Here is a 25,249-nt window from a genome sequence, read left to right as displayed (position 1 = left end):
TAATTCTTTTCAATTTAAAGCAACTGTCTTATAATAAATCTTTAGCAAAATATCATAAACTTAACAAGCCCTGTTATGGGCAGGATAGGAGATTAATTATGACTAAAGATTTAACAAAAGGTAAAATTATGCCTCTCCTTGTTGGATTTACAATACCGTTAGTCCTCGGTAACTTATTCCAGCTTACATATAACGCTGTCGACAGTATTATTGTAGGACAATTCGTAGGTAAAGAAGCCCTTGCGGCTGTTGGTATATGCAACCCTGTAATGACTCTTATGATTTTATTCTTAAATGGTCTGTGTATGGGTGCGAGCATACTTATGGGTACACAATTCGGAGCTAAAGATTACAACAAGCTTCAAAGACAGATAAGCACAACAATGCTTTCAGGCACTGTATTCTCTGCAATATTAAGCCTGTGCTGCATTATCTTTTCAAGACCTATTCTTAAATTGTTACAGGTTGACCCATCTATTATGGATTTAACTGTTTCTTATATGAGAATTATATTTTTAGGATTGATATTTACATTTTTATATAATTTCTTTTCAAGCACATTAAGGGCATTAGGCGACAGCCAGACTCCTTTATACTTCCTTATTGCAAGCTCACTGCTTAATATTTTCGGAGATTTATTCTTTGTAATTGTCCTTAAAATGGGAAGCAACGGCTGTGCAATATCAACTGTAATAAGCGAAATGATGTGCTGTGTATTCTGTATTATATACATACAAAAGCGTGTCGAGATATTAAGGCTAGGCAGAAAATGGCTTGTATTTGACAATTCACTTCTTAAAAAGACAATAAGCTACGGCTGGGTATCCGCTATGCAGCAGGCAACTGTCCAGTTAGGAAAGATTGGCATTCAGGCAATCGTCAACACTATGGGCGTGTCCGTAGCCGCTGCATTTGCTGTTGTCAACAGAATTGATGATTTTGCGTATACTCCTGAGCAGAATATCGGCCACGCTATGACTGCACTTATGGCTCAGAACAAAGGTGCTAATGAAAAAAAACGTATGAAAGAAGGCTTTAAATGTGGTATGATGCTTGAATTCATATATGGAATTATTCTTTTTGCCGTGTGCTTTATACTTGCACGACCACTTATGCTTCTGTTTGTTAAAGATGAAGAAGTTATTCTGCATGGTGTTAAGTATCTGCGCCTTATCTCATTTATGTATATACTCCCAGCCGCTACTAACGGCATACAGGGATATTTCCGTGGAATTGGCGATTTAAAGATTACACTTTTAAGCAGCTTTATCAATATGGGCGTACGTGTTATAGCCGCTATCCCACTCGTTCTTGTAATGGGCATAGGAATTGAAGCCCTCCCATTATCATACCTTGCCGGCTGGATTGGTATGCTTATTGCTGAACTTCCGCTGCTTATAAGGAATTACAGGTCCATTGCAAAATAGGCTTCACTGAATATAAACTATGAATAAAAAATGATAAAATTTTGATTAAAATTTGAACTCAATAATACAGACATCTTGTCGCAACTACAGATTAATTGAACTTGATTTATAGTATTTACAGTGATAGAATAATAATATCTTTTTGGAATTAGCAACAAAAGATTAAATTATACTGATTACTCAGTTATAGTAACAATTATTCACTAAGCAAAGAAACAGGCGGGATTTAATATCCCGCCTGTTTCTTTATAACTATTCACAGAATGTAAGCCTGTTTCCTGTTAATCCAAGCAAAGGCTTAAACTCTGCATTCTCCTTATAATTTATAATAATACATTTTCTAACTTTAACTTAGGTACGTGATGAACCTGATTGTCATCTCTGTAATACTTAAGATTCGCTCCCTCAGATACTTCATCAATAACAACCTGTTCCTTAGGATATCCCAATGCAATAACAAGTCTTGCTGTCATACCCTCTGGAATTGAAAGTTCTTCGTTAAGCTTAGGAATATTAACACTTGCAAACATACAGCCTCCAAGATTAACCTCATTGGCGGCAAGAAGTATTGTCTGTGCCGCTATTCCCTCATCTCTTGGTGCTGATACGCTTGAAGCACTGCATATTATTATGTAGCCTGCTGGTCTTTCACCCTCAACAGGACCATCCCAGTCTGGAAGCGCACCTGCCCATTTTAATGTGTCAAACACTTTTTTATTGCTTTCCTCATCACACACAACCTTATATCTTAAAGGCTGGTTGTTAGCACCTGAAGCTGTATTTCTTGCTATATCAACAAGATTTACAAGCTCGTCCTTTTCTATTTTCTTATTCTCAAAAAAACGTCTATATGAACGGTTCTTTAATACAAGTTCCTTAAATGACATATGACTCTCCCTTCTGATTATATTAAATTTATTACTGTACCATACAAGCCTGCTTAATCTGCTTTACTATATGCTCACTATGAAGCTTAAAACGCCTCTGTTCTGACGGAATGAACCTCTCTGACATTATGAAATCAATGAATTCCTCATATGGCATATACATATAGTCCATAGTTTCACCCTGCTGTAATTTAACGTGTTCCTCATCGTCACATACATTAAGATAACCATAATATATACAATGTCTTGCATCATCAGTATACCTATAAAGTTCAATTAAATCCTCTGGCAATTTCTTAATTCCCGTTTCTTCCAGAAGTTCCCTTACCGCTCCTGTCCTAGGTGTTTCACCGCTGATAATAGAACCTCCTGTAACTTCCCATTTTAAAGAATTCGTCTTGTTACGCGACCTCTGCGTTGTAAGCACCTTTCCTGTCTTTGTAACTGTATACACCATAACAACTATGTGGTACACGCCTTCTGGAAGTGACTTTGCCATACTTCTGCGAACTTCAAAACCTAACTTATTCTCATTGGCATCATAAGCGTCCCACATCTCCTCATCGACCATTTCAATGAAGCTGTCATAATACTGCTCCTTAAAATATATCATTTCTTCTATCTGCTGTTTGGTATATAATATGTTCTCAGGTGCAACGACCCACACTGTTCCTGAATCATCTCTCCTTCTTGCAACTGCAATAAGAACACCTGAATATTCATCAACAGCAACATCAACACCTACAAGATACACTCTCTGGTCATCTGTTACCGGTTTGAATTCCAGATCCTTATCATTGATAACGTATCCGACATTAATCGGATACACAACCGAGGGGTTATCCTCGTCTGTACTTCCCAATGGGTGGTCTACTTTTACGGCTACTAATTCTTCTCTCACTGTTCCTCCTCCAGGTACTAACAATAGACACAAAATGTTGTTCTTACTTATTATCTAACCACTTATAATGATAAATGTAATTTGCCACTAATATTATATATTATTTTACATTTGTTGCAAGTATTTTACAATAAAGGCGATATCATTCTTAACATACATACCCCAAGTCTTAATGGCTTAATAACATCTTTAGTATAATCAGCTGTCACTTCGTGTCCTGCCTCAAAGTTATTTAACATATCCTGCTTTACACTTAATGCCGTCGCTTTATTATATATAAATACTGCATTTTCAAAATGAAGATATAAGCTTCTGTAGTCCATATTGATTGTGCCAACAACAGATACTTCATCATCACATACCCACTGCTTAGCGTGACAGAATCCTGGTGTATACTCATATATTCTCACGCCAGCCGAACACAGTGGCTCATAATAAGACCTTGTAATTCTGTATACAAGCTTCTTATCTGGTATTCCCGGTGTGACAATTCTTACATCAACACCTCTCTTAACCGCAAGCCTTAACTCTCTTTCCATCTCATCAGTGATAATAAGATACGGAGTTGTGATATACACATAGTCCTTGGCATTTTTTAGAATATTAAGGTACACGTCCTCACCAATTCTGTCCTGTCCTAATGGATTATCTGAATATGGCTGTACATAACAGTCTTTCATAACTGCCTTATATGTACCATCTGTCGCATCAAGATATTTATTATAATCATTATCAGTATGTTCTATGGCATTCCACATAGTAAGAAAGCTTGCTGTGAGACTCTTTACCGCATCACCCTGAAGCTTAATTCCTGTGTCCTTCCAGTAACCATATGGGTGCGTTATATTAAAATACTCATCTGCAAGATTATATCCACCTGTAAAGCCTACCTTGCCGTCAATAACGGTTATCTTCCTGTGATCCCTGTTATTCATAAACATATTTACAATAACTTTAAGTGGATTGAATACACGGCACTGTATGCCCTTCTGCCTCATCTGTTTTATGAACTCTTTATTAAGGAAAAAAATACTTCCTAAATCGTCATAGAATATTCTTACCTCCACACCGCTCTGTGCCTTATTTTCAAGGATATGCTTAAGCCTTGCAAAGCTTTCAGCATCTTCAATAGCGTGATATTCCATAAATATAAAATGCTCTGCCTTTTCAAGTTCAACAAGCTGTGCCTCAAAGCTTACATCAGTAGTTGGATAATATTTTACATCTGTATTGCTGTATACAGGATATCTTGCTGTATTGCTTATATATCTGCACTGGTTAGCTACGCCCTTGTCCTTGCTGGCTATATCATCTATTATGTCATTATCCTGCTTTAAGAGGGTAAGCACATTCGTTTCAATATTATTAAATGAACGTCTAACACCTTTAGTTACAATAGAACGTCCAAATAGCAGATATATACATATTCCAAAAAACGGAACTGCAGTTATTACGATAAGCCAGGGCATTTTCTGTGCCGCATTAACGTGTGTTCCAAATATTTTAAGGGCAATAAACATTGCTATAAATGTAAGAAGCAATGTTATGGCAGTTGAATATGTATTCAGCTTCATCATTAAAAATATCATCCAGCCAGTCTGTATAAGAACAAGAAGCCCTATCAGTATCAACCTTGTTGCACTATTTTTTATGCTTGATTTTTTCTCTGTACGCATACCATCACCATTCCTGCATATATTATCTATAATTCAATCTGTGCATCATCACAAATCTTATGTAATAGATAATTATACACCTATATTGTCTGTCCTGCAAACTGTGTCATATATAATTTATAATATCTTCCCATTTTGTTAAGAAGTTCTTTATGATTGCCTGCTTCAACTATATGTCCCTCATCCATAACAACAATTATGTCAGCATCCTGTATTGTAGACAATCTATGAGCTATTATAAGACTTGTCCTGTTCTCCATAAGCTTAAGCATTGCATCCTGAATATGCTTTTCAGTTCTTGTATCCACGTTAGATGTCGCCTCGTCCAATATAAGGATCTTAGGCTGTGCAAGAAATGCTCTTGCTATTGATAAAAGCTGTCTTTGTCCCTGTGATATATTCTCACCCTCTGCCATAAGCTCTGTATCGTATTTTAATGGCATTTTATTAATCATAGTATCGCAGTTGCTCATAGCCGCAGCGGCATACATCTGCTCATCAGTTGCCGCTTCATTGGAATACTTAAGATTATTCTTTATTGTATCTGCAAATAATACAGTATCCTGCAATACAATCGCTGTGTTCTTACGGAGTGTGGCACAATCTATGTCCTTTATATTAACATCATCTATTAATATCTCTCCGCTGTCAACGTCATAAAATCTCATTAAAAGATTGACAACTGTTGTCTTTCCGCTTCCTGTTGAGCCTACAAGTGCCACCTTCTGTCCTGCCTTAACTTGAAGATTAAAGTCATATAGCACCTGCTTGTCCTTGGTATATGAGAAATTGACATCTTTAAACTTAATAACGCCCTCAAGCTTATCCATATTCTTATCACCACTCTTATCTTCAAGCGGTTCGTCCATAACTGCAAATACTCTCTCTGCCCCCGCTATGGCTGTCTGTATCTGTCCATATATCTGTGCAAGCTCATCAATTGGTCTTCCAAACTGCTTCGCATATACGATAAATGCAGATATAACACCGATAGATATAATATGGTTAATGGCAAAATATCCGCCAAATGCCGCAATAATAACAAAGCTTATATTATTGATTACATTCATAACTGGTCCCATTGAACCGCCAAGAATCTCTGCTATAATTCCAACCCTTGTAAGTTCATCCGACACATTGTTAAAGTCTTTTATGACATTTTCCTGCCTGTTATATGCAACAACTGACTTATAACCTGTAACCATCTCCTCAACCGTTCCATTAAGATTACCTAAAAGCACCTGTCTTTTCGTAAAGAACTTCTTCATGGCCTTAGATAAGAACTTAGTTGCAATCACTGTAAGAATTACAGTAACGCACGATAACAGTGCAAGCTGTGGACATAATACAGTCATCATTATAACTGTTCCAATAATCGTTAATACGCCTGAGAACATCGAACTTAACGATTGCGAAACTGTTGTTGATATATTCTCAATATCGTTAGTCATACGGCTCATAATATCTCCGTGGCTGTTACTGTCAAGGTATCTTACAGGAAGATTAACTATGTGCCTGAATAAATCTTCTCTCATCTTCTTTACGATATTCTGGCTTAATACCGCACTTATCTTGGTCTGTAAAAATGTACATATACTATGTATTATGTATACAACCACCATTGTTATAAGTATCGGAGTTAATTCCTTAAATCTGCCAGAAGCTATAATATCAATTGCATTACTCTGAAGCTTTGGTGCATATACCGAACATATTACTACAACGATAACAGCCGCCAGAAGCCCTATAATCATAGCTTTCTCAGCCGCAAAATATGCTATCAGTCTTTTTAAAGTACCCTTCTTGTCCTTAGCCTTCTCAACAGTAAGATTGCGGTTGCCAGGTCTTCTGCCAAAGGCTTTATAATTATTCATCTGTGCCTGTCTGCTCTGCTCCATTCTATTCATTTCCTTTCAGCTGTGACTCATAAATATCTTTATATATCTCACTTGTCTTTATAAGCTCACTATGGCTTCCAACATCTGCTAATCTGCCATTATCCATTACAACAATTCTATCTGCATTCTTTACAGAAGCAATTCTCTGGGCAATTATAATCCTGGTTACATCATATTTCTTTACCGACAGCTCTGAATAAAGATCAGCCTCTGTCTTTAAATCAAGTGCACTTGTAGCATCATCAAATATAAGTATCTCTGAATTCTTAAGCACTGCACGGCTTATGGCAACTCTCTGCTTCTGGCCTCCTGAAAGACTGTGTCCACCCTGACTTACCTGTGTATCCATACCATCTGTCCTGTTGTCAATAAATTCTGTTGCCTGTGCTATGTCAGCGGCTTGTCTTATCTTTTCAATGTCTGCACTGTCATCACCCCACGCAATATTTTCTGCTATTGTAGTGCTGAATATCTCCGGCTTCTGTAATGCTATTGACACTTTATCCCTTAAAACCTGCAAATCATAATCTTTAACATTGACATCATCTATAAGTACTTCCCCCTTAGTCACATCATAAAAACGTGGTATGAGATTTACAAGACTTGACTTGCCGCAGCCTGTTGCACCCAGTATTCCGATAGTTTCACCCGGATTAATAACAAGGTTAAAGTTCTCAATAACATTTTCATTATCCATACCTGGATATGCAAATGACACATTCTTAAATTCAACTTTTCCCTTAACGGCAGTTTCTTTATTATATGTACCGCTCTTTATTGCCGGATCACAGTTAATTATCTCCATAACACGCTTCTTTGAGGCAATTCCCCTTGAAGCTGTCTGAAATATCATCGTCATACGCATAACCGCATTAAGCACCTGTGAACAATATGTAATCGCCGCCATTACATTACCAGGCGTTGCACTTCCTGCACTTACCTGTATTCCACCAACCTTTATAACCGCAACAACTGAAAGATTTAATATAATATTCATAATAGGTGTCATATAAGAAAGCAGTAAAAGCACATCAAGCTGTGTTGAAACAAGCTCATTATTAGCTTTCTCAAATCTTTCTGTCTCGTAATCTTCCTTGACATATGCCTTTACAACTCTTGCACCAGACACATTTTCCTGCATTACATTGTTAACCTTATCAAGCTTCTTCTGTAACACTGTGAACTTAGGATTGGCTTTGGCTATGAAATATACAACACATACTGCAACAAACGGAAGTGCACACGCAATTATTATTCCAAATTCCATATTAAGTGACACCATACACGCTATACCACCGATAAACAGCATACTTGTACGCACAAAACCTCTCAGGCATTGCATTACAAAATTCTGAAGCTGTGTTATATCATTCGTAACCCTTGTAATTAAAGAACCTGTGGAGAATTTATCAGTCTGTTCAAAAGAGAATTCCATAATTCTCTTAAAGACAGCTTTTCTTACATCATTACCAAACTGCTGTGCACAAAGATTGGCAAAGACACCGGACATAATGCCACAGATACCACCAAGTGCCACAAATCCTATCATTTTAAGCCCGATGGTAATTACTGTATTAAGATTGCCAACCCCGCCATTGTTAAGCCCCAATACACCGTCATCAATTATTCTGCTCATAAGCTCCGGCTGTAACAAGTCCATAGAAACCTCACCTATCATAAATACAGGTGCAAGCAGAGCAAAGAACCAATACTTTTTTAAATATTTAAGCATACCACATTCCTTTCTTAAGCTTTATTACTTCTTATAGCTAAAAAGCACCATCAGAATAAATCTGCTGGTGCTTCTTCTATTATAAATACATTTTATAAATCAAGTACAAATATTCACTTAATAACAGCAATTCTTACTTAATCCAATATCTAATCTTCAAATACCTGCTTAATACTGTCATAATGCAGGAATTCTCCTGTTGCTGCTATCTGTTTAAGCTCTTCTCTGGTAACGAACTTATACCCTAAGGCTTCCTCTGTCTGTATATGTATGTCCTCATCTTTAACATCTTTAATGAACTTGTATACATCTACAAAATAATTGTCGCCCTTGCCAGGATTCTCTCTTTTATAGGTGAATACATATCCACCTCTGGCATCTGTAACGTCAATTCCTGTCTCTTCACGAACCTCACGTCTTACTGCATCAATTGACTCCTCACCTGCCTGAGCCGCTCCGCCTGATACTTCCCACCAGCCAGGAGCCCACGCCTTAGTCATAACACGCTGTGTAATAAGGAACTTTCCATCCGGACGTTCTATGACACCTAACACTGTAAGATGATATTCTCCATCTTTAAGCTGCCAGTCATTCTTTTTCATTAATCTGCCTGTCTTTTCTTTGTTGGCATCATATATATCCCACATTTCCATATACGTCATCCTCCATATATTGTAATCAGCCATACAATAATATACAGCGATTAACATTTTCGTTATAACTATGATTAGTATAACACATTTTCAATACTTTTTCTAGTTAGCTGAGTGAATTTTAACCATATGAGCATATTCACCATCTAACTCCATAAGCTCCTTGTGAGTTCCTCTTTCCTTAATCCCCTCATCTGTAAGCATAAATATTTCCTCAGCATTTTCTATTGTAGTAAGTCTGTGGGCTATAACAAATGTAGTTCTATTCTTAGCCAGCTTCTCTAACGACTCCTGTACAATCTGCTCACTTTCATTATCAAGTGCTGATGTTGCCTCATCAAATATAAGTATAGGTGGATTTTTAAGAAATACCCTTGCTATTGATAATCTCTGCTTCTGTCCACCTGACAACTTGACACCTCTTTGTCCTATATCCGTGTCGTATCCATTTTCAAATGCTTCTATAAATTCATGTGCATTGGCAAGCTTTGCCGCTGCAATTACTTCGTCATCGGTAGCATCTGGCTTTCCGTATCGTATATTCTCTTTAATGCTTCCCATAAACAGATATACGTCCTGCTGGACAACCCCGATATTATCCCTTAAGCTCTTAAGAGTAACATCTTTAATGTCTTTTCCATCAATTCTTATGCTTCCTTCTGTCGCCTCATAAAATCTTGGTATAAGCGAACATAATGTAGTCTTTCCTGCTCCTGACGGACCTACCAGTGCCACATATCTGCCTGGTGTAACATTAAAGCTGATTCCTGATAATACTTCCTCGATTCCGTCCTTATATCTAAAAGATACATTGTCGAATGTAATCTCACCCTTAACGTCTTTAAGTTCAACTGCATCTGGCTTTTCCTTTATATCCGGTTCAACTGATAATATCTCAAGAAATCTTTCATAACCGGAATAACCGTTCTGGAACTGTTCTGTAAAATCAATAAGTACCTTTACCGGCTCCGTAAATATATTTATATACAATAAAAATGTTACGAAGTCTGTAATATTAACCCAGCCTCTTGTTATTCCTATACCGCCCACTGCTATTACAATTACATTAATCATAGTTGTAAATGCTGTAAGTCCGGCATTGTACATTCCCATATAATGATAGCTGTCTTTCTTTGACTCTAAGAATAAATCATTGCCTTTTTTGAACTTACCGCACTCTATATCCTCATTAGCAAATGATTTAACAACACGTATTCCTGACAGATTATCTTCTATCTGTGCATTAATCTCACCTATACGGATACGGTTTCTTTTAAATGCACGCTTCATTTTCTTATTAAGGAAATATGCAAATACAAGCATAACAGGCACAAGCACAAATGCAGTAAGCGTAAGCCTTACATCTATAGTGCTTAATATAACAAGTGCACCTACAATCTTAATAAGTGATATTGTTATATTCTCAGGACCGTGGTGTAAAAGCTCTGTTATATCGAATAAATCCGAAGTTATTCTTGATAATAACTGTCCAACCTTCTGGTCATCATAGAATGAATAAGAAAGCTTCTGGTAGTGGTTAAAAATCTCAGCCCTCATATCGTATTCAATCTTAGCTCCCATAACGTGTCCGTAATTAGATATATAATAATTACACCCCCACTGCACAAGAACAAGCACGAATAATATCACAACTATTGTAAATATTGCCTTAGACGCTTCATCTGCCGGCATATAGGCAACCTTGGAAGTTATATATCTTACAACAAGCGGTATGACAAGTGCCACCGCCGCAGACATCATCGCAAGAATCATATCTATAATAAATGTGCCTAAATATGGCTTATAATATTTTGCAAGCTTTTTAAGATTTTCTTTCATACAACTCACTAATCCTTTCATGCTTTATTCATTACTAATGACTTTAATTTTAGTGTTCTGCTTTCATAATCTGTACCGGCACTCCAAGAAGCACTGCTCCGCCAAGCATATTGCCGATTGTCACCATAATCATACTCTTGATAACAGAAGCTGTGCCAATATCACCAAGTAACATATATCCAATAGAAAATGTACTCATATTAGCAATACAATGCTCAAAACCAGCAACTACGAACGCCATAATAATACAGAACATTATTATAAGCTTGCCGCTTTCTGTCTTTAACTTAGTACCAACTAATACTGCCATACATACAAGGAAATTACAAAGAATCCCCCTTACTAAAAGTTCCATGGAACCTGCTGAAATCTTAGAATATATAAAACTGTTATAATAATCAACCATTATTGCGTGTGAAGCCTTACTATATACAAATAAACCCGAAAGAATAAATGCACCGGCAAAGTTACCTATATAGCTTACAACCCATACTTTTATTAGATCTCTTACTGAAACCGTCTTATTGTATGTGCCAATCGCCATAACAAAATTATTACCTGTAAATAATTCTCCTCCCATAAATACGACGAGTACAATTGCAATTGAGAATAAAAATGCACCTAAAAGCTTACCAAACTGTGGATAAGTTGGAAGCAGTACTGCCGCACTCACATTCGATAAAATTGTTGCAACAACAATATAGAAGCCTGCCATAATAGAGCGCATAAAATACTTCCCGAAATGGTTGTTGCATAACTCTGCCTTATTCGACGCTGCCTTAGCAATTGCATCGACATCTGAAAATAACATATTAATCCTCCGTTCGTTGGTCTGACAACCTATAATCGGGTCTGCAACAATAGTTACAGACCCGATTATAGAGGATAACACATATAAAATTCTATTTCCATAATTTGTGTGTATTTTTAAAAGAACTTACTACTTTAAAGGCATTACAGCCACATAATTAAACATCATAATAAAGTGGCATATGCTTCCTGCCATAACAAACAGATGAAATATCTCGTGAGAACCAAAATACTTATGGCTGGCATTAAACACCTTAAGCTTAAGTGCATATATGACGCCACCTATTGTATATATTATTCCACCTGCTAACAACCACGCAAATGCCGCTGTTGGAAGTGCATTTATTATCTGTGTAAATGATAATACACACGCCCAGCCCATAACAATATAAAGAACTGATGATATCCACTTAGGACAGGTTACCCAGCATAATTTAAAGATAATACCAACTATTGCAATTCCCCATACTAGTGCTAACAGTGCATATCCTGTCTTGTTATGAAGGACAACTAAGCATACAGGAGTATAGGAACCCGCTATCATAACCGATATCATACAATGGTCTAACTTCTTTAATATTTTATTAATTCCAGGTGTTGCATTAACTGTATGATAAGTTGTACTTGCAGCATACAGCAAAATCATTGTTCCTATAAATATTGAAAGTGAAATAACATGTATTGTATCAGGTGCTGACAATGCCTTAATTATAAGCGGTGTTGCAGCAAATAACGCCATAAGCATTGCTATAAAATGTGTTATTGCACTTCCTGGGTCTTTTATCTTTATGTTAGATACATTTTTCTTAATCTTTTCCATAATAATCCTCTTTTCTGCACACGCTTTCTTAATATGTGCTGTAATTATCTTCATATTACATAGTATTGATTACTACGTTATATATATAATATAACCATTTATCATAGAAATCAATATCTAATCACATAATTAATCAAAAAAATACTGTGCAAGGACATAAAAAAAGCCACTTTTAACGGTCAATCCGCTAAAAGTGGCAGCTTTTTATATTACTTCATAAGCTTAAATGCACTAACTAATTCTTTTAATCTGTCCGCCTGTGAAGCAAGTTCCTCACTGCTTGCAGAACTTTCCTCAGCCATAGCTGTATTCTCTTCTACTACAGCTGCTATCTGGCTTGCTGCTTCTGATACCTGCTTTAATGATTCAGCCTGCTGTTCTGAAGCAACTGAAATCTGCTCGATATTCTCAACAAGTTCTTTAGTCTTCTCAACTGACTCCATAAGCTTAGCAGCTGCATCATCAACCATTCCCTTGCCCTCTTCAACTGCATTAATTGCCTGAACTATAAGTTCACCAGAGCTCTTAGCTGCATCTGCACTCTGTGCTGCAAGATTACCAACCTGTGTTGCAACAACTGCGAAGCCTCTTCCTTCTTCACCTGCTCTTGCAGCTTCAATCGAAGCGTTAAGTGCAAGAAGGTTAGTACTTGAGGCAATCTCATCAATTGTATTAATAATACTGCTGATATGCTTAGAATTCTCTGTGATAACTTCCATAGCGTGAACTATCTGCTGTACCTGATTATTACTTTCAATAATCTGGTCACCAACAGCTTTAGCCATTTCATTAGCCTTATTAGCATTATGTGCATTCATATCAACCTGATCAGCTACATTAGCAATTGTACTCTGTAATTCCTGTACTGAACTTGCCTGATCCGTTGCACCCTCAGTAATTGCCTGTGCACCATCTGAAAGCTGGCTTGCATTGGAAGCTACCATATCTGCAACACCATTAATCTCTGAAAGAGTTGATGAAAGATCTGTTATAACTTTTACTAAAGCAACTTCAATGTCCTTAAAGTCACCGATGTGTTCTACATTAGGTGATATATTAAAGTTACCACCTGCCATCTCTTTTAAACCTCGTGTTAGGTCTTTAATTATTGCACTTAATCTTCCCGCCATATTATCAAACTTCTCAGCAAGCTGACCAATTTCATCATTATAATTCTTCTTAATATTAACTGAGAAATCTCCCATCGCAAGCTGGTCCGCTACTGCAACTACATCATCTATAGGCTTAATGTACTTCTTAATAAGCTTATTGCTGATAACAATTATAATTACTAAAGTTATAATCGAAATAACAATCATAAACACTACAAGAATAATCGTATTACGCTCAAGATCTGTCTTATTTAATGCACTTGCTGCCCACCAGGTCTGATTAACAGCTTTAATAGGTGCATAATATCTTTCAACCTTAGAACCATCATCCTTCTTAGTTGTTACACTGAAACTGCTTCCTGTATCAATGCCCTTTTGTATCTTGGCATATTCTTTAGCTGGTAAAACATCGCTTAACTTCTTTCCAACATATTCATCTGATTCGCTGTCATATACAAATGTACCATCACCCATAAGTACATCTACATACATTGTATTGTACTTATCGTCTGTTGAACGGAGTCCGCTGAATGTATCAACATTAATATCTACAAGAATTACACCCTGTGTCTTACCATGATATACAATTGGAAAAGAGGCACTTACCATATTGATGCCCTGATCCTTATATGGACTTGTAAAGCTGCTCTGCTGTGAAGCTGCTGCATTCTTGTAATAGTCCTTTGAACCATAGCTTGAATACTCACCATAGCTTTGTACCTTTCCACTCTGTGCATCTGATTCACTTACATAGATTGTATAATCTTTAATAGCAGGGTCAAAAGCATTAGGCTCAAAAAATACACCAACACCTGCAATGCTTTCACTTGATGTTACAGATGTATTGGCTACGCTGATCATAAACTGCTCAATCTCTTTGTTCATCTTCTGTAACTGTACATCATATACTTCACTCTTAACTGTCTCTCCAGTATATCCGGTCTTAGCATAATCATCATAACGTTCCGTAATATAATTCTGAAGAATATTAGCAACATCTGAGGCTCTGTCAAGTACCTCCTGTACTGATACACCATTCTGCTGTGCAATTCCATCAAACTCACCACTTATACTACTATTCATAAACTTAGCTGCAATTGTTGCACTAATTGCAATCATAACCGTAAGGCAGGCAACTAATAATATACCCACTGCTACTGAAATCTTATAGGTCAGTTGTTTATTTTTGAACCCCTCGACTGCAGCATTTTTCTTTGTGTGTTCCTTGCTCATATTATTCCTCCGTTCTTCTACACATTAAATATTCAATTGATCGTATCTTAAATATTTAAATATATATTATCACTATGTATTTACAATATCAATCCATTTATTAAGTTTTACTAAAATTTGTTAAATATTGTTAAATTATCTTTAAAATCGCAGGTTAATAATCCCAAATTTATACATTTTGAAGCAACTTGAAACTTGAAATAAACACATAATTAAGAAACAAGCTGGAAGTATATGCCAATATTACGCAGACTTATTAATTAAATAAAATTGCGCTATATTAAGCATATACTTCCAGCTTTACATCATCTGTTATCAACCTTTTCAGGATTCATATCGTGCCATAAAAGTCTCTGCTTTGCCATATCCTCAAATGCAGTTCCTTCCTTGCCATAATTGCAATATGGGTCAATTGATATTCCTCCTCGTGGAGTGAACTTGCCCCACACTTCTATATATCTTGGCTGCATAAGCCTGATTAAATCCTTCATAATTATATTCACACAGTCCTCATGGAAATCACCATGATTTCTGAAACTGAACAGATATAATTTAAGTGACTTTGATTCAACCATAAGCTTATCAGGAATATATGATATATATATTGTTGCAAAATCAGGCTGGCCTGTTATAGGACAAAGACTTGTAAACTCAGGACAATTAAATTTTACAAAATAATCATTGTCCGGATGTTTGTTCTCAAATATTTCAAGCACTCCTGGTGCATAATCCATACTATACTTCGTCTTATTGCCTAACTGCTTAAGTCCTTCATCTTCTCTAGACATATTAATCTCCATTCCTGCATATTGTTCTGTCAACATATTAATTCTTTGGTATATTAATCTACTTGTATAATATTCTTTTTGTATATCAATTCCCCAGTTTATTAAACTGCTTATGCACAATTACTTAATATGCTTCTTAATTCTTTCTGTCATCTGCTCCTCACCCATAATATGAACTATTGTCCAAAGGTCAGGTGTATTGGCACGTCCTGTAACTGCAATCCTTACAGCTTCAGCTATATCAGATACATTTCCCTTGAAATTCTCTGGATTAGCCTTGTAAGCCTTCATATCTGAAGCAAAGCCGTGCTCATCTGCTATCTCCTTAAGCTTGTTAAACCATACTGAATTATCATCATTATGGTCATACTTTGCAAGATAACTCTTTAGTATCTTACTTACCATATCTTCATCAAGCTTGAATTCGTCCATTTCCTCTGCTGACTCACCGTCAAAGAAATAAGAGATAAGTTCAAATATCTGCTTTGCATACATTAAATCTTTTCTTCTTCTCTTAGCACCGACACCCATATAAAGGCGGAGAATTTGTAACATCTTTTCTCTATCGCCGAACCATTTCTCTACATTTTCTGGTTCATTCTCCTTAGCCCAGTCATAAAGGAAATCGTAAAGTTCTTCTTCTGAAAGCTTAGATAATTCATTCTTACATATATTATGAAGCTTATCCTTATCAAAGAGTGCACCTGACTGGTTCATCTTCTCTACTGAGAATGGGAACTCATTGATATCCTTGTCCGGGAACTTCTCGTGCCACTCTTCAAAGTTAGAATTAAGAAGCGTAAGAAGATATACCTTCATTGTATATGGATGGTATCCGTCCTTCCTATAATAATCAAGTGAAAGCTCTGGGTCTTTTCTCTTAGATAACTTTCTCTTGCCTCCTGTCTCCTCATCAAACTTCATAAGATGTGCTGTATGTGCGTAAGCCGGCATCTTAAAGCCCAATAAATGGAATAACTCATAATGTATAGGAGCTGATGCAAGCCACTCACCACCTCTTACAACTGTAGTTGTTCTCATAAGATGGTCATCAATTGCATGTGCAAAATGGTATGTTGGAATACCATCTTTCTTTAAAAGCACAATGTCGTGTATATTCTCTGGAAGCTTAATCTCTCCCTTGATTGCATCAACAAATGTAATCTCCTTATCAGGGCTTCCCTGTGAACGAAGTCTTAATACATATGGCTTACCAGCCTTAATATTAGCTTCTATCTCTTCATAAGAGAGGTTACGACAAGTCGCATATTCTCCATAATAACCTGTAAGAACCTTATCTTCTTCCTGCTTTGCCCTTACCTTATCAAGCTCCTCCTCTGTACAAAAGCATGGGTAAGCAAGTCCTCTTTCTACAAGGCTCTTAGCATATGTATGATATATTTCAACTCTCTGTCTCTGGAAATATGGTCCATAAGCATTTCTTGGATCTGTATCATCAAAGCCAGCACCCTCATCAAATTCAATATCAAAATATCTTAATACATTAATAATTGTTTCTACTGCACCATCAACTTTTCTTTTCTCATCTGTATCTTCTATTCTAAGATAAAATACGCCACCATTTCTGTGTGCAATTCTCTCATCAGCAAGTGCACTATAGAGATTGCCCAGATGAATAAATCCTGTTGGACTTGGTGCCATACGTGTAACTTCTGCCTTATTAGGAAGCTTTCTATATGGGAATTTCTCTTCATAATATTCAGGAGTATTAACTACTTCCGGAAATAATAAATCTGCTAATTTCTGATTATCCATTTCATCCTCATTTCTGCGCATATTCTCATATAACTTCTATGTATTATATAATTATATACAATGCTATAATGCGCTTATACATTCACATATCATTACGGCAACAGCCAATATTATATATTACACATTTTTATGATATTTATCAACTTATGTTTGATATATATATCAATTTCATATCACCAACACTTTTAATATAGTCATTGACATATAACAATATATTCCTATGTACACTTTGTATGCTATATAGCATATATAGCATATATAATATATATAGTTCGACAGATATATTAAAATACAGGCATTTAAATATTCACATAAATCAGCATAACTTTTTTAATTCAACAATATATTCTCTATAGCATATGCCACACCATCTTCATCATTGCTTTTAGTCACATAATCAGCAATGCTCTTTAAATGTTCTGTTGCATTACCCATAACAACACCGTAGCCTGCGAATTGTATCATATCAATATCATTATCCGCATCGCCAAATGCCGCAATATCTTTCCTGTCTATGCCAAGAAGTCCTGCAAGATATTGTACTCCTGACCTCTTTCCAGCATCTTTATAGGATATTTCTATAAGCTGTTTTACTGAGCTTGTAATATATATATCCTTGTCAGACTCATAAAGTTCATCAATAATCTTACGCTTTAAAATATCATCATCAAGGACAATATCCATACAATCAAGTTCATTTCTATGCTCATTGATAAATTGTATAATATTCTCTTTTAATATTCTTGTGGAACGTACATATTGTATCGCATTTTCTGTTGCACCATACTTTACAGGATTGTCAATATACTCCTTTGCCGCATATGCACACCCTCTTATAAATGCCTCATAAGTAACAGGGTACTGCTTGCATACCGACAGGACATTATCAACGGACTGTGGTTTTAGTATATATGACTTAATACATTTTCTATCTGCAATCCTGTATACACTTGCACCATTGCTTGTTATTGCATACTCTATTCCCTGTACATTAAGCACTTCCTCTGGAAGAGTATCAAATGCCCTGCCGCTGGCAATACATACATGGACACCTCTTTTAATTGCCCCGCTTAAAGCTCTTTTGTTAGCCTCCGATAAGTGTCCGTCCGATGTAAGTGTTGTTCTGTCCAAATCCAGTGCAATAAGTTTAACCATATATCCTCCATAACCACATAACCTTAATCATTATACAGTCTGCGTTACTTATAATACTCATCAATAAGTATCTAATTCACATTTTACGCTTTACTGCTCCAGAAATCAACAGGTTCATACTCCTGTAATCTTGCAAGAAAACCAAGCCTGTCAAGCTTCTCCTGAATAATGTCCAACGTGTCCTCATCAGGTGCTATCACTGTATGATAATGATACCCTGATGTGACATTCATTAACAGATTAGACTTTCCATTTCCAATCTCTGCCATATAATCTTTAATATCACGCCTTGAGTGCAGATTAAGATCTGCCTTAATAACTCCGTATACTTTGTGATATACGAACACATCTTTAACCCAGCCACCCATATCAACAATACTGTTAAGCTCTGCTTCTACATCTGCTTCTGTATGAACGACCTTAAATATTCTTGTATGTTCATTCTTCTTACGGATAACATATCCCCTGTTAGTTGATGATATTTCATTATCAGAAGCTCTTATAAGTGCTATATCCTGAACAATTACCTGTCTGCTCACATTAAGCATGCTGGCAAGTGCAACTCCCGAAACAGGCTTACTACTACTATTAAGAATATCTATTATTTTTTCACGTCTTTGTTCTCCGTTCATACTATCTCTCCATTTTCATCTATTCAATTGGGTGAAGATTTTTTAATGATATATCCATAATCGGTGCTGAATGTGTAAGTGCTCCGCTTGATACATAATCAACAGAAAGTCCTGATAACTTTTCAAGGTTCTCTTTGGTAATATTACCAGATATTTCAACCTCTGCCCTGCCGTCAATTATATTAAGAGCTTCTTTCATAGTATCGTGTGACATATTATCAAGCATAATTATATCTGCTCCTGCTTCAACAGCCTCACGGACCATATCAAGATTTTCAACCTCAATTTCTATTTTTCTTACAAATGGTGCATATTCCTTTGCCATTTTAACAGCCTTAGCTACTCCGCCAGCCGCTCCTATATGATTATCCTTAAGAAGCACGCCATCTGTAAGATTGTATCTGTGGTTATTACCGCCACCGACTCTTACTGCATACTTTTCAAATAATCTATTATTAGGTGTTGTCTTTCTTGTATCCAGAAGCTTAATACCTGTTCCTTCAAGACACTGGGCAACTTCATTAGTATATGTAGCAATTCCACTCATTCTCTGTAAGTAATTAAGTGCTGTTCTCTCCCCACATAATAACACTTTTATGTCACCTGTTACAACTGCAAGAAGCTCTCCCTTAGTAACTTTATCTCCATCTTTTACTTTTAAATCAACAACTGTATTCTCATCAAGAAGTGTGAATACCCTTGCAAATATCGGAAGTCCGCATATGATTCCATCCTGCTTGCATATAAGCTGTACCTCGCCCTTCTTAGGTTCTGGCATAACACTGTTAGTCGACACATCTTCACTTGTTATATCTTCCTTTAACGCACTGATTATTAATGGATCTGCATTTAATTTTAAAGTAACATTATCAAACATATTTATTCTCCTGATTATACCATATTTTCTGCGTTGCTTTTCCACGCATCCGAAGTTTCGAAGAAACTTCTAAGTGACTACGAAGTAGTCATATTATACCATATTTTTCTTTTTATGCTGTCTGCTTTCCTGCATCTGCTTCATCTATTTTATCTTTTACAAGCTTTGCATATAATTCATTCAAAGCATTTTCATCTTCATAATCCGTAAGCTTCATATTAGTAACATAGGCATCGGCCGATGCATTAAGTTTATCAGCTAATTCGCTATCTATCATATTATGAGCTGCTCTCTTGGCAAATACAAGGCTTTCAAGAAGCGAATTGCTCGCAAGCCTGTTTCTTCCGTGAACACCATTGCAGGCTGTTTCACCTATTGCATATAATCTGTCCATAGATGTCCTGCTCTCATAATCAACCTTTATGCCACCCATAAAATAATGCTGTGCCGGTACAACTGGTATGCATTCTTTAGTTACATCATACCCCTGCTGTCTGCAATGCTCAACTATATTAGGAAAATGCGATTTCAGCTCAGCTTCTGGAATCGTCCTTAAATCTTCCCAGACGTGATCTGTTCCGTCCTTTTTCATCTGCTCATATATAGCCTGTGTAAGTAAATCCCTTGGCAGAAGTTCATTAACAAATCTTTCGCCATTCTTGTCATAAAGCTTTGCACCCTCGCCTCTTACTGACTCAGATATAAGAAAGCTTCTGTCCTTCTCATCTTTAGAATAAAATGTTGTTGGATGAATCTGGACATAGTTAATATCCTTTATTTCAACATTATGCTTAACAGCAATTGCAATCGAGTCGCCTGTAAGATGTCTGAAATTAGTTGAATGTCTATAAAGACCACCTATTCCGCCTGTTGCAAGAACAGTGACATCTGCCTTAACTGTCATAAGGCTGTTATCTGATTTTCTTATAACTGCACCAACACATTCATTATTATAGCTTATAATGTCTAACATCCTTGTATTCTCTAATAATGTTACATTAGGAAGCTCCCTTACTCTTTCAAGCAGATGACTTGTTATCTCTTTTCCTGTAACGTCCTCATGGAATATTATTCTGTTACTGCTGTGTGCTCCCTCTTTAGTGTATGCAAGATTGCCCTGCTCATCTTTCTTAAAATCAGCACCTGTCTCAATTAAATCCTTGACAACATCTCTTGACGAACGAATCATTATCTCTACTGATTTCTTATCATTCTCATAATGTCCTGCTTTAAGTGTATCCTCAAAATAACTGTCATAATCACTATCATCCTTTAACATACACATTCCCCCCTGTGCAAGATATGAATCACTGCTTTCTGCATCACTGCTTGTTATCATAAGAATTCGCTTATCTCTCGGAAGATTGAGTGCACAATAAAGACCTGAACAGCCGCAGCCTACTATTAATACATCTGTTTCCATAATTTTACTCCATTTCTTTAATTATACCAGTTTGTTATATACCATTTATCTGCAATGTATTTTAATATTAATCATATTATTTTGCTGCCAGCTCAAGCATTTTATTAAGCGGCTTTAATGCACACTGTGCAAGTTCTTCATCAACGAATACCTCATTAGTATCATTTTCAAGAACATCTAACACCTTATCCAGCGTAACTTTTTTCATATTCACGCATACCTGGTCAGGCTTAACTGTATAAAGCTTCTTGTCTGGTGCCTTCTTTCTTATCTCATTGAACACACCATCAACTGTTCCGATAATATATTCATCTGCATCAGTATCAACAACATAATCAATAATTCCTGACGTGCTTCCAACATAATCTGCAAGTGCCAGTACATCTTCTGTACATTCAGGATGGGCTGCAAATCTAGCCTCTGGGTGTAATTCTTTAGCCTTTAACACCATATCTTTAGTAATGACAACGTGTCTTGGGCAGCAGCCATTATTAAATATAAAATTCTTATCCGGACATTGTTTCGCAACATAGCTTCCAAGATTTCTATCTGGTATAAAAAATATATTTTTATTAGGAAGATTTTTAACAATCTTAACTGCATTAGATGATGTTACACATACATCTGAATATTTCTTTAATTCAGCAGTTGAATTAATATAACAGACAACCGCAATGTCATCATACTTTTCTCTTAAAGCAAGTATCTCATCTTTGTCAGCCATATGTGCCATAGGACAGTCTGCATTCATATCCGGCATAAACACTCTTTTCTTAGGATTAAGGATTTTCGCACTTTCTCCCATAAATTCAACACCAGCAAATATAATTCTGTCCTGACTCACCTTAGTAGCCACCTTGCTTAAATAAAACGAGTCACCTATATAATCTGCAACGTCCTGAACATCTTCATCAACATAATAATGTGCAAGTATTACTGCGTTCTTCTCTTTCTTTAACTTTTCAATATCGCTTACGATAGACATATGTATTCCTCCAGAAATCGTTATAATTTCACAAAGTATACTACAAAACTTTACAGCTGACAAGACAGTTGTAAAGTTTTTCGGTAAATTTTGTAATATTCCAGTAAAACTGATAAAAGATATATGCTTATACACGATAAAAGCACTAAAAAAAGACGTAACAGCTATCCGCTGCTACGCCCTTTTATCTAAACTAAGTATTTACTTATTGAATGTTATAAAACCATAACTTTCAAGTGTCTTAAAATATTGTACAAGTCTTTTATACAAAGGCTCAGCTTTATCACCAAAATGCTCGTGCACAAGCTCAGATATATCATATATCGTTCTTGCACCATCTATATATGGCCATATGAAATTACCCATTTCATCAAGATGAATCTTTGATATTCTTGGCTTTTTGAATACAACCTGTGCTATTTTATTAAACACACCTTTATTCTCAACCATTATTGTTACTGCACCATTATCGTCTGTTTGAAAAGGATATTTATCCTCATTATGCATTGGCACATAATCAAGGTAATTAGCACTTTCTGCCTTTGCCTTCTTAGATTTTGTCTTCATATTCGTTCACACTCTACTTTTCTTTGCTCTTAGTCCATACTGCATTCTTTAATATTAAAAGAACCATAATAACCATTAACACAATAGAACCGATTGTTCCAAGTGAAATGCTTCCTGATAAATCAATTGGATCTGCAAGTCCAACTACTGCAAATATAGCAAGAAGAATACCTACAAGACCTTCACCAGCAATAAGTCCTGAGCAGAAAAGAATTCCACCACTTGCTTCGTTGTCCTTATCCTTATCTTTAGACTTCTTGTCAACAAAGTGACGGATAAGTCCACCAATCATAATTGTTGCTGAAAGCTCTAATGGAAGGTATAAACCAATTGCTACTGGAAGAACTGAAATACCAAGTATTTCAATTACTAATGCAATAAATACACCGATGAACACAAGTGCCCAAGGAAGATTTCCTTGCATAACACCTTCTACGATTGTCTTCATAAGAGTAGCCTGAGGAGCTGCAAGTTCTGTTGTACCAAAGCCCCATGCACTGTCAAGAAGAACAAGAACGCCACCGATTGTTAATGCTGCAATAACTGCACCTAAAAGTTCACCAATCTGCTGCTTCTTAGGTGTAGCACCAAGGATATAACCAGTCTTTAAATCCTGTGATGTATCACCAGCCATAGCTGCGATAATACAGATTACAGAACCGATACCGATAGCACCCTTCATACCATGAACACCTACATCACCTGTAACCTTAAGGCATAATGTAGCAAATAAAAGTGTAGCAATAGCCATACCTGATACAGGGTTGTTACTGCTTCCTACAATACCAACCATACGAGAAGATACTGTTGCGAAGAAGAAACCAAATATTACTATAAGAATAGCACCAAGAATTGTAACAGGAATATCTGGAATAAGCCAGATAGCAATTGTAACAACAATACCAATTGCAATAGCCTTCATATCAATATCCTGTTCTGTACGAAGCTTACCTGTGTTCTTATCACCTTTCATTCCCTTGATAGCATCTGAGAATGTTTTTACAATAAGTGGTAATGACTTAATAAGACTTATAATACCACCTGTTGCGACGGCACCAGCACCGATATATTTGATGTAATTACTCCAGATTGCACTTGCTCCCTTTGTTGCATATAAATCAGCAATAGAGATTGTACCTGGATAAAGTATTGTTGAACCACCAAATGTTACAATAGCCGGAATAAGTACGAACCAGCCTAATATACCACCAGCAAACATATATGATGCAATCTTAGGTCCACATATGTAACCTACACCAAGTAATGCCGGATATACTTCTGCTGAAAGTTCTGTCTTAAGCGACTTAATAGGTGCTGTAATAACACTAGGAATAACCTTAATTCCATCAGTAATGAACTTAAATAATGCTGCAAATCCCATACCTGCAAATACAGACTTGGCACTTGCTCCACCTTCTTCACCAGCAAGTAATACTTCAGCACAAGCTGTTCCTTCTGGATAAGGAAGTGTTCCGTGTTCTTTAACGATAAGTGCATTTCTAAGTGGAACCATAAATAGAACACCAAGAATACCACCGCAAAGAGATATTAACATTATTGTAAGAAGTGATGGAGAATCCATAATTCCATCTTTAGCCCATAAGAATAATACAGGCAATGTAAAAATAGCACCTGCTGCTAACGATTCACCCGCAGAGCCGATTGTCTGAACCATATTGCTCTCAAGGATAGAATCTTTTTTCATGATGACACGTATAACACCCATAGAAATAACGGCTGCTGGGATTGATGCTGAAACAGTCATACCTACCCTTAAACCAAGGTAAGCATTAGCAGCACCGAATACTACAGCAAGAAGCATACCCATAATAACAGATGTTACTGTGAATTCTGGAGTAATCTTATCCGCAGGTATATACGGCTTAAACTGCTCGTCTTTCATAAAAAACCTCCTAAAAGTATAAAAATCATTGATGAATTATTGCCAGACGATATAATACAATAAATCATCAAAAAAAATAGAGATGACAACTTCAATGACAGCTGTCACCTCTTTTAATCTTTAGTATTTTATCACATTAAATTGAAAAAATAAAG

20 protein-coding genes are annotated in these 25,249 nt (G+C 36.3%); 1 reads left to right on the top strand and 19 read right to left on the bottom strand.

The genetic code is table 11. The features are described 5' to 3' along the window. The first annotated feature begins 98 nt into the window (after positions 1-98). Positions 99-1,427 (top strand): MATE family efflux transporter, encoded by a 1,329-nt coding sequence (locus BM157_RS00450; RefSeq protein WP_090139485.1) that lies wholly within the window; start codon positions 99-101, stop codon positions 1,425-1,427. 323 nt (positions 1,428-1,750) lie between these two features. On the opposite strand, the gene BM157_RS00445 is transcribed toward BM157_RS00450, so the two are convergent. From BM157_RS00445 to BM157_RS00355, 19 genes are all read right to left on the bottom strand, one after another. Further along, entirely contained in the window at positions 1,751-2,314 is a 564-nt protein-coding gene (locus BM157_RS00445) for a nitroreductase family protein (protein WP_055175524.1), read from the bottom strand. A 31-nt stretch (positions 2,315-2,345) separates the two neighbouring features. After that, positions 2,346-3,215, bottom strand: coding sequence for an NUDIX domain-containing protein (locus BM157_RS00440; protein ID WP_090139483.1), 870 nt, complete (start codon positions 3,213-3,215; stop codon positions 2,346-2,348). Between the two features lie 125 nt (positions 3,216-3,340). Further along, positions 3,341-4,891, bottom strand: coding sequence for a cardiolipin synthase (cls, locus tag BM157_RS00435; protein WP_022502876.1), 1,551 nt, complete (start codon positions 4,889-4,891; stop codon positions 3,341-3,343). Between the two features lie 80 nt (positions 4,892-4,971). After that, positions 4,972-6,789 (bottom strand): ABC transporter ATP-binding protein, encoded by a 1,818-nt coding sequence (locus BM157_RS00430; protein WP_022502877.1) that lies wholly within the window; start codon positions 6,787-6,789, stop codon positions 4,972-4,974. Position 6,790: 1 nt separating this feature from the next. After that, positions 6,791-8,521 (bottom strand): ABC transporter ATP-binding protein, encoded by a 1,731-nt coding sequence (locus tag BM157_RS00425; RefSeq protein ID WP_318255700.1) that lies wholly within the window; start codon positions 8,519-8,521, stop codon positions 6,791-6,793. A gap of 149 nt (positions 8,522-8,670) precedes the next feature. After that, positions 8,671-9,174: an NUDIX hydrolase gene (locus BM157_RS00420; protein ID WP_022502879.1), complete on the bottom strand. Its 504-nt coding sequence runs from the start codon at positions 9,172-9,174 to the stop codon at positions 8,671-8,673. A gap of 102 nt (positions 9,175-9,276) precedes the next feature. Further along, on the bottom strand, positions 9,277-11,013 hold the full coding sequence (locus BM157_RS00415; protein ID WP_055175529.1) for an ABC transporter ATP-binding protein: 1,737 nt from the start codon (positions 11,011-11,013) through the stop codon (positions 9,277-9,279). Positions 11,014-11,062: 49 nt separating this feature from the next. Next, positions 11,063-11,824: a formate/nitrite transporter family protein gene (locus BM157_RS00410; protein WP_022502881.1), complete on the bottom strand. Its 762-nt coding sequence runs from the start codon at positions 11,822-11,824 to the stop codon at positions 11,063-11,065. A gap of 129 nt (positions 11,825-11,953) precedes the next feature. Beyond that, positions 11,954-12,643, bottom strand: coding sequence for a PAQR family membrane homeostasis protein TrhA (trhA, locus tag BM157_RS00405; protein WP_055306436.1), 690 nt, complete (start codon positions 12,641-12,643; stop codon positions 11,954-11,956). Between the two features lie 209 nt (positions 12,644-12,852). Further along, positions 12,853-14,988, bottom strand: a complete 2,136-nt coding sequence (locus tag BM157_RS00400; protein ID WP_022502883.1) for a methyl-accepting chemotaxis protein — start codon at positions 14,986-14,988, stop codon at positions 12,853-12,855. Positions 14,989-15,293: 305 nt separating this feature from the next. Continuing rightward, positions 15,294-15,776, bottom strand: coding sequence for a preQ(1) synthase (queF, locus tag BM157_RS00395; protein ID WP_318255699.1), 483 nt, complete (start codon positions 15,774-15,776; stop codon positions 15,294-15,296). A gap of 120 nt (positions 15,777-15,896) precedes the next feature. Then, positions 15,897-17,552 (bottom strand): glutamate--tRNA ligase, encoded by a 1,656-nt coding sequence (gltX, locus tag BM157_RS00390; RefSeq protein WP_022502885.1) that lies wholly within the window; start codon positions 17,550-17,552, stop codon positions 15,897-15,899. Between the two features lie 330 nt (positions 17,553-17,882). Further along, on the bottom strand, positions 17,883-18,707 hold the full coding sequence (locus BM157_RS00385) for a Cof-type HAD-IIB family hydrolase (protein WP_090139482.1): 825 nt from the start codon (positions 18,705-18,707) through the stop codon (positions 17,883-17,885). An 83-nt stretch (positions 18,708-18,790) separates the two neighbouring features. After that, positions 18,791-19,339: a transcription repressor NadR gene (locus BM157_RS00380; RefSeq protein WP_090139480.1), complete on the bottom strand. Its 549-nt coding sequence runs from the start codon at positions 19,337-19,339 to the stop codon at positions 18,791-18,793. A 19-nt stretch (positions 19,340-19,358) separates the two neighbouring features. Further along, positions 19,359-20,216, bottom strand: a complete 858-nt coding sequence (gene nadC, locus BM157_RS00375; RefSeq protein ID WP_090139478.1) for a carboxylating nicotinate-nucleotide diphosphorylase — start codon at positions 20,214-20,216, stop codon at positions 19,359-19,361. A gap of 112 nt (positions 20,217-20,328) precedes the next feature. Then, entirely contained in the window at positions 20,329-21,639 is a 1,311-nt protein-coding gene (locus tag BM157_RS00370; RefSeq protein ID WP_090139475.1) for an L-aspartate oxidase, read from the bottom strand. A gap of 76 nt (positions 21,640-21,715) precedes the next feature. Next, positions 21,716-22,624, bottom strand: a complete 909-nt coding sequence (gene nadA / locus BM157_RS00365) for a quinolinate synthase NadA (protein ID WP_090139473.1) — start codon at positions 22,622-22,624, stop codon at positions 21,716-21,718. Between the two features lie 201 nt (positions 22,625-22,825). Further along, positions 22,826-23,191, bottom strand: a complete 366-nt coding sequence (locus tag BM157_RS00360; protein WP_090139471.1) for a PqqD family protein — start codon at positions 23,189-23,191, stop codon at positions 22,826-22,828. A gap of 13 nt (positions 23,192-23,204) precedes the next feature. Continuing rightward, positions 23,205-25,094, bottom strand: a complete 1,890-nt coding sequence (locus tag BM157_RS00355; protein ID WP_090139469.1) for an OPT family oligopeptide transporter — start codon at positions 25,092-25,094, stop codon at positions 23,205-23,207. Positions 25,095-25,249 lie beyond the last annotated feature (155 nt).

The organism is [Lactobacillus] rogosae (assembly GCA_900112995.1).
Lineage (GTDB): Bacteria > Bacillota > Clostridia > Lachnospirales > Lachnospiraceae > Lachnospira > Lachnospira rogosae.
This window is presented reverse-complemented; position numbering and strand designations above follow the sequence as displayed.

Bases quoted from the DNA above. Each gene is read 5' to 3' on its own strand.
- BM157_RS00450 (WP_090139485.1), top strand. From the start codon at position 99: ATGACTAAAGATTTAACAAAAGGTAAAATTATGCCTCTCCTTGTTGGA.
- BM157_RS00445 (WP_055175524.1), bottom strand. From the start codon at position 2,314: ATGTCATTTAAGGAACTTGTATTAAAGAACCGTTCATATAGACGTTTT.
- cls (WP_022502876.1), bottom strand. From the start codon at position 4,891: ATGCGTACAGAGAAAAAATCAAGCATAAAAAATAGTGCAACAAGGTTG.
- BM157_RS00430 (WP_022502877.1), bottom strand. From the start codon at position 6,789: ATGGAGCAGAGCAGACAGGCACAGATGAATAATTATAAAGCCTTTGGC.
- BM157_RS00425 (WP_318255700.1), bottom strand. From the start codon at position 8,521: ATGCTTAAATATTTAAAAAAGTATTGGTTCTTTGCTCTGCTTGCACCT.
- BM157_RS00420 (WP_022502879.1), bottom strand. From the start codon at position 9,174: ATGGAAATGTGGGATATATATGATGCCAACAAAGAAAAGACAGGCAGA.
- BM157_RS00415 (WP_055175529.1), bottom strand. From the start codon at position 11,013: ATGAAAGAAAATCTTAAAAAGCTTGCAAAATATTATAAGCCATATTTA.
- BM157_RS00410 (WP_022502881.1), bottom strand. From the start codon at position 11,824: ATGTTATTTTCAGATGTCGATGCAATTGCTAAGGCAGCGTCGAATAAG.
- trhA (WP_055306436.1), bottom strand. From the start codon at position 12,643: ATGGAAAAGATTAAGAAAAATGTATCTAACATAAAGATAAAAGACCCA.
- BM157_RS00400 (WP_022502883.1), bottom strand. From the start codon at position 14,988: ATGAGCAAGGAACACACAAAGAAAAATGCTGCAGTCGAGGGGTTCAAA.
- queF (WP_318255699.1), bottom strand. From the start codon at position 15,776: ATGTCTAGAGAAGATGAAGGACTTAAGCAGTTAGGCAATAAGACGAAG.
- gltX (WP_022502885.1), bottom strand. From the start codon at position 17,552: ATGGATAATCAGAAATTAGCAGATTTATTATTTCCGGAAGTAGTTAAT.
- BM157_RS00385 (WP_090139482.1), bottom strand. From the start codon at position 18,707: ATGGTTAAACTTATTGCACTGGATTTGGACAGAACAACACTTACATCG.
- BM157_RS00380 (WP_090139480.1), bottom strand. From the start codon at position 19,339: ATGAACGGAGAACAAAGACGTGAAAAAATAATAGATATTCTTAATAGT.
- nadC (WP_090139478.1), bottom strand. From the start codon at position 20,216: ATGTTTGATAATGTTACTTTAAAATTAAATGCAGATCCATTAATAATC.
- BM157_RS00370 (WP_090139475.1), bottom strand. From the start codon at position 21,639: ATGGAAACAGATGTATTAATAGTAGGCTGCGGCTGTTCAGGTCTTTAT.
- nadA (WP_090139473.1), bottom strand. From the start codon at position 22,624: ATGTCTATCGTAAGCGATATTGAAAAGTTAAAGAAAGAGAAGAACGCA.
- BM157_RS00360 (WP_090139471.1), bottom strand. From the start codon at position 23,191: ATGAAGACAAAATCTAAGAAGGCAAAGGCAGAAAGTGCTAATTACCTT.
- BM157_RS00355 (WP_090139469.1), bottom strand. From the start codon at position 25,094: ATGAAAGACGAGCAGTTTAAGCCGTATATACCTGCGGATAAGATTACT.